Annotated in this window: 13 protein-coding genes; 3 read left to right on the plus strand and 10 right to left on the minus strand. The window is 44.4% G+C overall.

Annotated features, from left to right (window positions below; all coding sequences use genetic code 11):
• The 9 genes from WD077_14950 to WD077_14990 all read right to left on the minus strand — a co-directional run.
• Window positions 1-283, minus strand: a 283-nt coding sequence (locus tag WD077_14950) for a DUF2490 domain-containing protein (protein ID MEX0968528.1), incomplete at its 3' end; no start/stop codon positions are given.
• Window positions 276-959, minus strand: a complete 684-nt coding sequence (locus WD077_14955; GenBank protein ID MEX0968529.1) for a TetR/AcrR family transcriptional regulator — start codon at window positions 957-959, stop codon at window positions 276-278. The genes WD077_14955 and WD077_14950, both read right to left, overlap by 8 nt.
• Window positions 960-1,118: 159 nt before the next feature.
• Entirely contained in the window at window positions 1,119-1,748 is a 630-nt protein-coding gene (locus tag WD077_14960; GenBank protein ID MEX0968530.1) for a carbonic anhydrase family protein, read from the minus strand.
• Window positions 1,745-3,370 (minus strand): solute carrier family 23 protein, encoded by a 1,626-nt coding sequence (locus WD077_14965; GenBank protein MEX0968531.1) that lies wholly within the window; start codon window positions 3,368-3,370, stop codon window positions 1,745-1,747. The genes WD077_14960 and WD077_14965 overlap by 4 nt, the downstream gene beginning before the upstream one ends.
• 102 nt (window positions 3,371-3,472) lie before the next feature.
• Window positions 3,473-3,787 (minus strand): hypothetical protein, encoded by a 315-nt coding sequence (locus WD077_14970; GenBank protein MEX0968532.1) that lies wholly within the window; start codon window positions 3,785-3,787, stop codon window positions 3,473-3,475.
• Window positions 3,788-3,910: 123 nt separating this feature from the next.
• Complete coding sequence (locus WD077_14975; protein MEX0968533.1) at window positions 3,911-4,714, minus strand: universal stress protein; 804 nt, start codon at window positions 4,712-4,714, stop codon at window positions 3,911-3,913.
• A complete protein-coding gene (locus WD077_14980; GenBank protein MEX0968534.1) occupies window positions 4,692-5,714 on the minus strand; it encodes a hypothetical protein in 1,023 nt (340 codons plus the stop codon). The genes WD077_14975 and WD077_14980 overlap by 23 nt, the downstream gene beginning before the upstream one ends.
• Before the next feature lie 15 nt (window positions 5,715-5,729).
• The gene (locus tag WD077_14985) at window positions 5,730-7,163 is read right to left on the minus strand and encodes an MBOAT family O-acyltransferase (protein MEX0968535.1); all 1,434 of its coding nucleotides are present in this window, start codon (window positions 7,161-7,163) and stop codon (window positions 5,730-5,732) included.
• Window positions 7,164-7,330: 167 nt separating this feature from the next.
• Entirely contained in the window at window positions 7,331-8,197 is an 867-nt protein-coding gene (locus WD077_14990) for a UbiA family prenyltransferase (protein ID MEX0968536.1), read from the minus strand.
• Window positions 8,198-8,247: 50 nt separating this feature from the next.
• On the opposite strand from WD077_14990, the gene WD077_14995 reads away from it, so the two are divergent.
• Both WD077_14995 and WD077_15000 read left to right on the plus strand, forming a co-directional pair.
• Window positions 8,248-9,354, plus strand: coding sequence for a type III polyketide synthase (locus WD077_14995; GenBank protein ID MEX0968537.1), 1,107 nt, complete (start codon window positions 8,248-8,250; stop codon window positions 9,352-9,354).
• The gene (locus WD077_15000) at window positions 9,354-10,079 is read left to right on the plus strand and encodes a methyltransferase domain-containing protein (GenBank protein ID MEX0968538.1); all 726 of its coding nucleotides are present in this window, start codon (window positions 9,354-9,356) and stop codon (window positions 10,077-10,079) included. Before WD077_14995 ends, WD077_15000 begins: the two co-directional genes overlap by 1 nt.
• Here WD077_15000 and WD077_15005 read toward each other — a convergent pair.
• Window positions 10,069-10,893 (minus strand): phytanoyl-CoA dioxygenase family protein, encoded by an 825-nt coding sequence (locus tag WD077_15005; GenBank protein MEX0968539.1) that lies wholly within the window; start codon window positions 10,891-10,893, stop codon window positions 10,069-10,071. The two genes, WD077_15000 and WD077_15005, sit on opposite strands and share 11 nt — an antisense overlap.
• 387 nt (window positions 10,894-11,280) lie before the next feature.
• Between WD077_15005 and WD077_15010 the strand changes: the two genes are divergently transcribed.
• Window positions 11,281-12,132 (plus strand): hypothetical protein (locus tag WD077_15010; protein ID MEX0968540.1); only part of this gene is annotated, 852 nt, incomplete at its 3' end.

Consider the following 12,132-nt stretch of genomic DNA (forward strand, 5'->3'; position numbering starts at 1 on the left):
AAATGTGTATCCCGTTAGCTTGAGAAATTAATGGAGTTTCTTCATATGGGGAATGATAAATAACACCTCCGCGCAGAAGCCATTGCTCCGTGTTGATCACTAAGGCTGCATTCCGGAATTGTATTTCATGGTGCAGACTCCAGTTCTCATGCAAACGGGTGCTTCCAAAATACATGAGCCAATCGCCCAACTTCTCCTCCTGCTGTGCAAATGAAGGTGCTGAGAATGAAAGAATGAACAAAAAAAGGCTGACAGCCCGAAACTGGCCGTTCATTTCAATCATTTGGTTTTATGGTTTTGAAAACCAGATCGGTAAGAAATTCGGTGGCGTCTTTGAGGTTGTTGCTCGTAACTTCCGTTAAGGAAGGTAAATGACCCGCAAAAAATTTCTGGTCGTGGGAACTTTCGATCACCGTGGAAATAAGGGCAGCTGGAAAGCGATAATCAGGGTTAACCTCCCGGATGATATCTGCTACATGACGGCACAGCCGTTTGTAGCGAATGAATAAGCCCTCCTTATTTTCCTCATCCACATTTTTAGTCAGGTATACTTTTGATGATTCAGAGATCACAATTTGGTAGAGCGCCTTTTCATCAATATGCTCAAACTCGGGGTCGTTTACGATTGGTGCTGTAAGCAGTTTTATGGAAATTATCAGGCGCTCCCCGGCTGAAGGTATGTTTTGGGTCGCAAGAATTATTTTGTACTCCATCCAGGTCCAGTACCAGGCAAGTAAATAGAGCAGGAATTTGTGCTTATTCTCGAAATACCGGTAAACGGAAGGTTCCGTAATCCCAATGCGGGTTGCGAGCTTTTTAAATGTGAAAGCCTCAAAACCAATTTCGTTGATCAGCAAAATACCATGACAGAGGATATTCTTTCCCACCACAGATGACTCAGGATCTTTTATAAAAACCTTGTCATCAATTTTAATATCAAATTTTAATGATCTGGCCATCAGGTTCATTAATGTTTTATAAAAGCGGTATTAAATAGCAGCAGTGCATATTTTTATTTTCACACTGCTGCTAATAGGTGAGCGATGCTTAATTAAAACAAAATCCGAAACCTAAAAACACCCCGGTTAAAGCGTTTAAATTTTAAACACCAATTTATGCTATCCTTCTTCATAAAAATGCACTTCCCCGGTTTGAATATCGTACATGGCCCCCACCACGAGGATTTCACCTTTCTTCGCCATTTCTGCCAGCACCTCGCTACGATCCAGAATTTCTTTTATGGCCAACTTTACATTCAATTCCGCCACATTTTCCACGAATTGACTGTTGCCCGAATTACGGTTCGCCTGGGTTTCTGTTTCTGCCTCAATAGCCGGCTGAATTTTTTTGAGAAGCGTGGAGAGATGGCCCATTTTCACCTGATCGCAAGCCCCTTTTATGGCCCCGCATTGAGTGTGACCAATTACCACAATAGCTTTGGCGCCCGCTACTTTGCAGGCAAACTCCATACTTCCCAGAATATCTTCGTTTACGATATTTCCCGCCACGCGGCAAGTAAATATATCTCCAAAGCCCTGGTCAAAGATCAGCTCGGATGAGGTGCGGGAATCTATGCAAGTCAGTATGCAGGCAAAAGGATGTTGACCGTCAGCCGTTTCTACTACCTGCTGTAGCATATCGCGGTTGAATTTCAGGTTGTTTATAAACCTTTCATTTCCTTTTTTCAGCAGCTCTATGGCCTTATGTGGGGTTATCGCTGCCTGTGCTTCTTTCGTGAGTGTTCTCATTTTGTATATTGTTTTTGTAGTTCACTTATTCCTTTTACTTCCGCCACGGTTTCCTCGCCTTTGCTGAGATGAGGAAAGCAGGCAATTAATATTTCTCCCTGTATTTCGACAGTGATGTCTTTGGCTTTTGCATTCAGAAAGAAATCGTTGATCACCTCGGTTACATCATGGTCAATATGTTTTGAGTGAGTAGCGTCAATCAGCACTTTTGCTCCATTGGGAATATGATTAAGGGTTTGCATTATGCTCGCTTTATTGAGAAATGATACTTCCTCTGAAAGCCGGAGCTTAATAAGTTCTCCCTCTGTATACTGCTCCTTGTGGAAAAAATAAGGATTCTTATAGTTAGCCCGCAGCAGGTAAAAGATGGCTACGGCCATTCCAATGGCAATTCCTGTGAGCAGATCGGTAAATAAAATGCCCAGCACAGTTGCCATAAAAGGAACAAACTGAGACCATCCAAGCTGATACATGTTTTTGAAAAGAGATGGTTTTGCCAGCTTGTATCCTACGATGAATAGGATGGCCGCCAGCGTAGCCAGGGGAATCATATTCAGAATTTCAGGGATCATAATTACACAGAGGAGCAATAGCACCCCATGGAGGATTGCTGAGAGTTTGCTTCTGGCGCCAAAGGCTATATTGGCACTGCTTCTTACGATAACCTGCGTTACAGGCAGCCCTCCGATGAGACCGGAAATGGTATTCCCCAAGCCCTGTGCTTTCAATTCCCGGTTGGTGGGCGTTACGCGTTTAAACGGATCCAGTTTATCGGTTGCTTCTACGCATAGCAGGGTTTCCAAGCTGGCAATTACGGCCAGGATCACTGCGGTAAGCCAAACGCGTGGATTCAGTATGTGCGAAAAATCCGGGACGCTGAATTGAGCTATAAAATCCGGTACTGAGCGCGCCACTGGCAACGCCACCAGTTGCTCTTTTGCGAGGCTTAAAGGAAGCCATCCGGCCTGGAAGAAAATATTTAATAAAATACCGGCAAATACCGCTACCAGAGGTCCCTGGATGAGCATGAAAATTTTATTCTTTTTCATTAAAACAGTGTCCCAGAGTATGAGGATCCCTAAACAAATAAGGGTAATAAGTATGGCACCCGGGGTAATGAAATTAAGCGCATGTACGATTCCGGAGAAGGTATTCTCCGAAGCGGGAGCAGGATGATCAAAGAATAGGTTGCCCTCAAAGTCAGCATTGTATCCCAGGGCGTGCGGTATTTGTTTTAGAATTATGATTAGGCCAATGCCCGTTAGCATGCCTTTAATTACTGAGGTGGGAAAATAATGAGCAATAACACCGAGGCGGGCATAACCCATTACTAACTGAATAATTCCTGAGAGCACTACAGCTAACAGAAATATCTCCCATCCCCCGAGGTCGCCAATGGCGGTGAGAACGATCACTGCCAGTCCTGCAGCCGGTCCGCTTACACCAAGCGAGGAACCGCTTGCTGAGCCCACCACAATGCCGCCTACGATGCCGGCTATGATTCCTGCAAAAAGCGGAGCCCCGGAGGCCAGAGCGATCCCGAGGCATAAGGGGACAGCAACAAAAAATACCACAATGCTGGCGGGAAGGTCATATTTAATGTTTTTGAAAAGTTCTTTCATTTTTTGTATTGATTTAATATTTCCTTTTTTAAAGTTGAAAAATGTGGATGTGCCGGTCCACAGGTCTAAGCCTGGGGACAGAAAATCAAATGGGAGGAAACACTAAACTTTGGGAGGGGGATGAAGGATACAGGCTGACAGAACTGGGAGAATTACCTCCGTTTCACCAACGGGTTGGGAATAGCTGTTCTGATAAAATACCCCTGGGGATTTGCCCGGGGCCTCATCATCGAGAGAGGTTTCATTTTCGATTTCAGCGGAATTGTGGGAGGCTGCCTGCTGATCTGGGGCTGACAATTCAACCTCCTGTGGCACCGGCTCCAGGACCATCCGGGCAAATGCTAATTCCGGCACCTGAAGGCTGCCGGCCAGCAATACCCCCAAACACATCATTGTGTAACAAAAGAGAGTTTTCAAAGAGGCGTAGTTAGTTTTACTAACGAACTTCAAAAGTAATGCAACTTTGAAACTTTTCTCCTCTGTTTTTGAATTTTATCAGGCAGGGCTTATTCCAGGAAGTGCAAGCGTATGGAGAATTCGCTAATTTTTCTTTTCTCCAAAGATTAATAAGGGCACTTGCGACTGTGAGACAAGCTTTTTAGTAATTCCGGGATTGAATATCTTTTGAAAAATGCCACGTTGGTGGGTGGCCATTGAAAGCAACGTGCCCGGGTGCTTTTCAGCGTACGAAACCAGGGCCTCCTCAATGTCATTTGCAGATATCACTTCTGCGTCATTATTTCCTGCGGCTGCATAGGTTCCGTCATCAATATGCAGTTGCGAAACAGGAGCTACAGATTCAGGAAAAAGCCTTCGCAAGTCCGCAACGGCTTTCTCATCTTCCGGTTGAAAGTTGGTGGCATATACCACTTGTCTGAGCGATGAAATATCCGCTGCTGCCGGTACTACCAGAACAGGTGCCACAGCCTCTGCGATCACCTTCATCGTTACACTTCCACCCAGCGTTTTTGCCAACGGAGCGCCACCCTTTGCGCCCATCACTATCATGTCAGGCAAATATTCTCTGGCGAAACGCACTATTTCATTTTCGGCAAATCCACGTAGCGCTAAAGATTTTACCCTAATTACCGGCAGTTCATGTTGCAGTGCAGTGTGCAACTCGTTCAGGTTCCTTTTGGCCTCAGAGTCTACCTGGTGCAGCACCTCTTCAGTAACGCGTTCCGTTCCTTCTAAACGGGCGCTGGGCATATCCTGATGAACGAAGGGATCATAATAAATATGGAGGAGGAAAATCTCCGCCCTGAAAAGCATTGCCAGACTTTTCGCATAACTTATGGCATGGTGCGACTCTTTGCTAAAGTCAACCGGGATCAGGAGTTTCATTCATTTTTTGAGAAATAGTGTAGTCACTGTTTTTATTAATCAGGGCCTTGAGTGTGTCTGCGAGTTTGTGGGAAAAATGTTCAGCTCCCTCAGTATTGAGATGGCTCCTGTCATAGAACCATTCAGGGTGCTGCAAAAACTCAGGATCGCGGGAATAGTTCAAAAGGGGAATATTCTGAGCGTTTAAAATCTTACTAATATTTTTCAGAGAGATACTGTTTATTCCCAGCGTCTTCAATTTTGGTGTCATCACCACAATTAGCTCGGTTCCCTGCTTATTAGCTGTTTGGCAGAAATCTATTAAAGCAGCCAGCTTCAGGCTATCTTGTCTGAGCTGTTGGTTCATCCCGGCTGCTATGGCGCTGTCAGAAATGGCGATTTTTTCATTCGGATCAATTTTCATTACAGTGGGATGAGTATCAAAGCCGTTGCCTAGTGGTGGGTTTTCTCTTCCTGTTAATACATTTTGCAGAATAGTCAAAATGCTGCTATTGTAAGGGTAAATCCTTGACAGCATTTTCAGGTTCTCAAATCTGCTCCTGAGATCAACGGTTTGCCGAACCTCGGAATAATCCTTATAGTATGGTAAAAGGAAGCTAAGCCGGTCGTAATGAATCGGCATGTAATCCAATTCCCATGCGGCCAGTTCCAGAACTATAATGGAAGGTTTGTGGCGCTCTAATAAAACAGGCAGCAAGGCATTATGGAATAATATGCTCTGAGCTGCCTGGGCGGCATTATAGCTTTTGATTCCGGTTTTTTGTTCCAGTATTGCAGGGTTGATGCTGCGCATCGCATGTGAACTCCCCATAATAATCAGGTCCTCATCCGCCTCCTTAACTGTATATTGCAGATGGCGGGCATACCGGTCACCATTATGATTCCAGTAGAAATATTCCAGTATTGCTCCGAAGGCAAAATCCAGCACCACAAGAATCAACACAAAGGAAATAAGCTTTAACAAAAAGCGCTTCCAGTTATTCCGTTCCGTTTTATTCATTTTCGCTCAAAATATTTAGAACTGGAAATAAATGAATTGCGAACCATCAAATACACCAATGAGAAGAATGAGCAACACAACAGCGGCATAGCTGCTATATCTCACCACTACGTTAGTATTATTGAATAGTTTGATATTGAAAAAACCATATTCATGCTGAAATTCAACGAGCAGCAGCAGCAGGATTCCAAATATACCATAGGCTACTGAAGAGAGGTTGGACAGAAAAACCGGCCCTTGAAATGTGAATATTTTTTCAATGATCAAAAATGCATCGCTGATTTGATTGGCCCTGAAAAAGATCCAGGCGAAACTTGCCAGGGTAAATGTCCAGACTACATGGATTATGGTGTTAAGGCCCGATTCAGATTTGAGGCCAAGAAGACCGGAGATGCGGGATACAGGCTGAGTGAACCAGATAGCCAGTACTAGATAGACGCCATGTAATGCTCCCCAAAAGATAAAAGTCCAGTTAGCTCCGTGCCACAGGCCGCTTATCAGAAAAGTTATGAACAAATTATAATACCAGCGCCATTTCACCACGCGGTTGCCGCCTAGGGGAATGTAGACATAGTCCCGAAACCAGGTGGAAAGAGAAATGTGCCATCGTGCCCAGAAGTCTTTGGTGGATTTGGCGAAGTAGGGTCTTTTGAAGTTTTCCATGAGGTCAAAACCCAGAATGCGGGCTCCGCCTATGGCAATGTCAGAATATCCCGAAAAGTCGCAATAGATCTGGAAGGCAAAGAAAACAGTGGCCAGGATCATTGAAAGGCCGGAATGCTCTTGGGGATTATTATACACGGCATCCACATAGGTGGCCAGACGGTCGGCCACCACCAGTTTTTTAAAAAATCCCCATAACATCTGTTTTAGTCCGGAAACAGCTCTTGCCGCATTGAATTCATGCTTTTCAAAGAGCTGCGGAAGAAATGTGGTAGACCGTTCAATTGGGCCTGCCACCAACTGCGGGAAGAATGAGACGTAGAGCGCGAAAACACCCAAATGCCTTTCGGGCTCCTTAATGCCGCGGTAAACGTCAATGGAGTAACTCATCGTCTGAAAGGTGTAAAAGGAGATACCCACCGGCAACAGCATTTGAAATGCAGGCACGTCATAGAAAATATTAAACGTGTTGAAAGCCGCTCTTACAGAATCATTGAAAAAGTTAAAATATTTAAATGTAAAAAGAAGTCCCAGATTGGTAAAGAGGCTGAGGAGCAGGAAAATTTTCTTTCGCTGCGGGGTAATGGCTCTTCCCATTTGTAATGCCGCAAAATAATCTATCAGCGTAGAAACAATGATAAGAATGATGTATTCCGGCCGCCAACTCATGTAGAAATAGTAGCTGGCAAGAAGCAACATGATCCATCTGTACCTGTGATTCAACAAGAAATAGATCACTACTACTACCGGGAAAAAAAGAAGAAACTCAACCGAGTTGAATAGCATTTATCAGCAAACGTGTACTAAGTGATGGAAGAAGAGCAATGGTTTCTGAGGGATCCAAGTAGCGTGTACACCGGGCGGCAAATATAAGAGAATGGCTATCGCAGCAAATTAGTAATTCTACTCTATATAATAGTTAAGTAGAATTAACCACGGCAGAATACGTGGCCTCAATTCAGAAACAGGAGAGTTATAAAGAATCCCATTAGGCAGGTGGAGCCGGCCAGGTTCATCCGCATCGTCCATTCATAGCTGGCTTCCTTCTCGTTCCTGAGAATCTTATAAAACCAGAACGAGAAGAAAAGCACAATGGGAAGAAAGAAAATCTGCAACAGCAAAAAATAGAATGTTTGATTCAAATGATAAAAATAGAAGAAAAAACCTGCATCAGCCAGGAGGAACATGGATGCTGAAAAGTAGAAGGTTCCGCGAATTCCGAGCAGACGGCTGATAGTAAGATCGCCTCTTTTGGCATCTTCACGATGCTGATACACCTGCGTGAGCGGATAAAAGCCCAGCAACATGAGTGTGCTGACGAAGGCCGGCAACAATATTTCCTGGTCGGCTAATGACCGGACCGGCACATTATTGACTGCCAGGTACACCATCAGGAAAGTGAACATTCCCTGGAAAAAGCCGGCAGTAAGCCATGAGGTGATAGGATATTTCTTGAGCCGGACTGCCGGATGGCTATAGGCTTTAGAGACAATGCCATAAATAAATACCATCACCGCAAAAGCCGGGCTGATGATGAGCGCCAGCAAAAGGGCAAGAGCATCCATGAGCAGGGCAACATAATAAAGTTCGGGGCTAACTTTGGGCGGATTTTTCAGCCCACCGATGCTTTCTTCATCTTTATCGAAATAACTGTTATAGCCATTACTAGCTGGGTAAACGAGAAAATGCAGGATGAAGAATGCCAGGATGGTTTGCAGCCAGTTTATCTGGCTTGAAACGGCCAAAGCAAAGAAAAAAATCGGCATCAGGAAATAGGAGAATGGAATCCTGAGATGCAGCAGTGTTGACCTTTTCAGCATTTTAAAACTTTTTAACCACGTTATTATTTTGATGCAGAAACATAAGCAGAATGAGGAAAGTCTTTATTAATTCCATTGGTACGGCAAACCCCGGCCACAAAATTCCGCAAAAGAAAATAGCTGAGTATATGGTGGAGGCACTGGCCATGAATTCCGGTGAAGCCAGCCGGTTGCACCATCTTTATGAAGCAACAGGAATTTCGCACCGTTATTCTATTTTACCCGATTTTAATGGTGCGGGAGAAAAATTCGTTTTATTTCCCCGGCATAATCATACTCCGGAGCCTACCGTAGCTGAAAGAATGGCAGTTTACGAAAAGGAAGCACTTGCCCTCTCTGTGGCTGCAGTGGAGGATTGCATCCGGCAGGTGGAGGGTTTTGAAGCCGGTTCTGTCACCCATCTACTCACCGTAAGTTGCACGGGAATGTATGCTCCGGGATTGGACATCGAGCTTTTAGAAAGACTCGGACTGAATTCTTCTGTGCATCGCACAGCAATCAACTATATGGGATGCTATGCCGCCATTAACGCATTGAAAATAGCCGATGCCATTTGCCGGGCTGAAGAAAATGCCACGGTACTGATGGTATGTGTAGAATTGTGCAGCCTTCACTTTCAGCGGATCAGCGGTCGGAACCATGTCGTTTCCAACGCACTTTTCAGTGATGGCGCAGCAGCCGTCCTTATTTCTACTTCGCCTGATACCTTGCCCAGCCTTTCCATAGAGCAGTTTAACTGTGAAGTTATCAGCAACGGCAGTAAAGACATGGCCTGGCATATCAGCGATTTTGGTTTTGAAATGACCCTTTCAGCTTATGTACCTGAAATGATCAAAGGCGGTATCCGATCCCTGACGCACAGGCTTCTGGAGCGTTCTGACCTCAAGCTTGAAATGGTGGATCTCTTCGCTATTCACCCCGGAGGTAGAAAGATATTGGAGGTAATTGAGGAGGAACTTGACATCACGTCTTATGACAACCGATACGCTTACAGTGTGCTGGAGCAATTCGGAAATATGTCTTCCCCCACTGTGCTTTTTGTGCTGAAGGAACTCATGTTGCACTTAGAAAAAGGCGACAACGAAAAGTCGGTACTAAGCTTTGCTTTCGGACCGGGTCTTACATTAGAATCTATGTTGCTTAAAGTAAGGAACTGATGTTCAAAGCCCGGAGCCAGGAAATTGAGATTATGGATGATTTCAGCCAGGGCGGAACGTTAATGGACCGCACGCTGCAGGAACTTCAACTCATCAATAAGTATCTGGGCGGATATTCAGCCCTTCTTAAAGGATTGAACAGTCTTCTTCCAGATCTGAAAAAAGTTGATACCGGCCAAAAAATAAGGATCGTAGACCTGGGGTGTGGCGGGGGAGATGCGCTTCGGCTGACGGCTGATTGGTCGCGTAGAAACGGACTGAACGTGCAATTAATAGGAATAGATGCGAATGAATCAGTGCTCAGGTTTGCACGGGAGGCTTCTGAAGCCTATCCTGAAATTGAATATCGGCAGATGGATGTTTTTTCTGAGGAGTTTAAGGCGCTGCGATTTAATATTGTTCTGATGACGTTATTCGTTCACCATATTGCTGATCTTCAGCTTGTAAATCTTCTGACAGGCTTACGCAGGCAAGCCCTTACAGGAATTGTGATCAATGATCTCCACCGGCACTGGCTGGCCTATTATTCCATTTTAGTGCTCACCAAATTCTTTTCGAAGTCTACAATGGTAAAGCATGATGGACCTGTTTCTGTGCTTCGCGCTTTTAAGAAAAACGAATTGGAAAGCATCCTCAGAAAGGCGGGCTTCACCCATTATGATCTGGAGTGGCATTGGGCTTTTCGCTACCTGATTGTGCTTTCAGCGCCAGCCTCTATCCCCTGAATATTTTACGAATTCCTGACTTCAGCCTATTCGCTGTGGCTTTGTATTTTTCTTGTAAAAGCAAATCCAGGTACTTCATTATGTTTGCGCTGTTCCGGCTACCGGGATATGTTTCCACCCACTGTGGGTGGGAAAGGCCGTTTTCTGAAACTAAAAAATAAGGGGGCTTCACAAATGGATCGAAATCTTGTTGCGACATATATTCTACCACATAAGCCCATCTGTTCCGGGTAGTTACATTTTGTGAAGTTTTATGCAGCAACAAGCTTGAAAAAAGCACGGCATCTCCTTTATTGGCCTCTACTTTCACCGCTCCTGCATCGTTTACCGTGGTTATTTGATGGTGAGCAACATTTTTGTGCTTTTTGATCCCCCGCAGATGGCTGCCTGGCAACAGCCATAGTCCACCATCTTCTTCCTTCATATCTGACAAGGCAATCCAAAGCTGATAATGTTCCACCCTCAGCCGGTTATATCCATTATCCTGATGCCAGGGAAATTCTTCTCCACCCGGCTCCTTCATTACAGCCTGGTCCCACCGGATCCAAAGGTCAGGCCCGGCTATAGGCGTTAGGATATCAAGCACCTTTTGGGAGGAGACTATCTGTTGAATGCTTTCATTCTGTTTGTAAACATTACTATAGAAGCGTAGCAAAGACCTGTTCAGGCTGCTTCTGGGCAGCGATTCCCTGGTAGATCGGATAAGAGACAGAAGAAGATCAGCCTCTTCGGAAGGAAACAGACCGGAAACAGTAATAAATCCTTTTTGCTGGAATTCCCTTACTTTTAAATTGTTATCTTCTGAAAAGTGCATAAATTGTCAGGCTGTTTAACTCAGATGGCGTGGTGGACCACTATAGTGGTATAAATTTTTCGACTATGAATTGTATGATGGCAAAACGTTTACCCTTTCTCCTGTTATTTTCTCTGGTGCTGTTTTTTGGCGGCTGCCAGCAGAGTGGTTGTCCTGCAAAAACCAATTTGACTGACAAAGAGATTAAAGAATCCAGAAAGGGAAAATCAAAAAGTGGATTATATGACAGAAAAATGAAACGCAAAATAAAAAAGAAACGTTAAGTGCTACAAACCGTAAATAATTTCTTTTAATCGGCATATTGCAATAAAAGTATAAAAATTGTTAGTTTTGATAACTTACAGTGGTACATTACAAAATGCCTACTAATCGTTTTAAGCTATGTTTATGAAAAAAAATCTACTCTCCGTCCTGTCCTGCCTCCTGTTTCTCCTGATGATGCCATCAACATCCGAAGCCTCCCACGTAATGGGCTCGGATATTTCATGGCGGTGCGTTGGTAAAGACAGCTTTCTTGTAACGATGAATGTTTACAGGGATTGCAACGGGATATCCCTCTCTCCGGGGACAATCAGCATTTCCGGGATCGGTTGCTCATACAGCTCTAGCGTATCCCCCAGCATGTCATCTCCTGTAGATATTACCCCGGTATGTAAGAGCAGTTGTACACGTTGTTCAGGCAGCGGATGCAGTTTTCCCTATGGAATACACAGATACACACTTACTGCACTAATCAAGCTTAACAATACAAATTGCTGTAATTTTAATCTTAGCTGGAATCAGTGTTGTCGAAATACTAATATTACAACAGGGGCCTCTGGTAATCAATATTTTATAGATGCGGAATTGAATAAGTGTGATACACCATGCAACAGTTCACCACGATTTACCAACCCTCCTATCGCCATTCTTTGTGCAGGTCAATGTTTCATCTACAATCAAGGTGTGGTGGATGATGATGGTGATTCATTGGTATACACGCTTACTCAGCCTAAAACTTCTGCAAGCGGTTATACTAACTGGCTTTCTCCTTATTCCTATGATAAGCCATTATATTTTAATGGTTTTCCCAATAAGAATCTGCCATTCACACCACCGCTGTGCCGGGGCTTCCATTTGGATAGCTTCAATGGGGACCTGATGTTCCGGCCCATGCAGGCTCAGGTTACGGTTATGGCCATTAGGGTAGATGAATATCGGAATGGACAGAAGATCGGGACGATTCGAAGGGACTTGCAG

The sequence above is a fragment of the Bacteroidia bacterium genome (assembly GCA_040880525.1).
Taxonomy (GTDB): domain Bacteria; phylum Bacteroidota; class Bacteroidia; order CAILMK01; family JBBDIG01; genus JBBDIG01.

Coding starts and splice junctions, on each gene's coding strand:
- WD077_15000 (MEX0968538.1), top strand. CDS start 9,354: ATGTTCAAAGCCCGGAGCCAGGAAATTGAGATTATGGATGATTTCAGC.
- WD077_14990 (MEX0968536.1), bottom strand. CDS start 8,197: ATGCTGAAAAGGTCAACACTGCTGCATCTCAGGATTCCATTCTCCTAT.
- WD077_14975 (MEX0968533.1), bottom strand. CDS start 4,714: ATGAAACTCCTGATCCCGGTTGACTTTAGCAAAGAGTCGCACCATGCC.
- WD077_15005 (MEX0968539.1), bottom strand. CDS start 10,893: ATGCACTTTTCAGAAGATAACAATTTAAAAGTAAGGGAATTCCAGCAA.
- WD077_14985 (MEX0968535.1), bottom strand. CDS start 7,163: ATGCTATTCAACTCGGTTGAGTTTCTTCTTTTTTTCCCGGTAGTAGTA.
- WD077_14980 (MEX0968534.1), bottom strand. CDS start 5,714: ATGAATAAAACGGAACGGAATAACTGGAAGCGCTTTTTGTTAAAGCTT.
- WD077_14995 (MEX0968537.1), top strand. CDS start 8,248: ATGAGGAAAGTCTTTATTAATTCCATTGGTACGGCAAACCCCGGCCAC.
- WD077_14960 (MEX0968530.1), bottom strand. CDS start 1,748: ATGAGAACACTCACGAAAGAAGCACAGGCAGCGATAACCCCACATAAG.
- WD077_14955 (MEX0968529.1), bottom strand. CDS start 959: ATGGCCAGATCATTAAAATTTGATATTAAAATTGATGACAAGGTTTTT.
- WD077_14965 (MEX0968531.1), bottom strand. CDS start 3,370: ATGAAAGAACTTTTCAAAAACATTAAATATGACCTTCCCGCCAGCATT.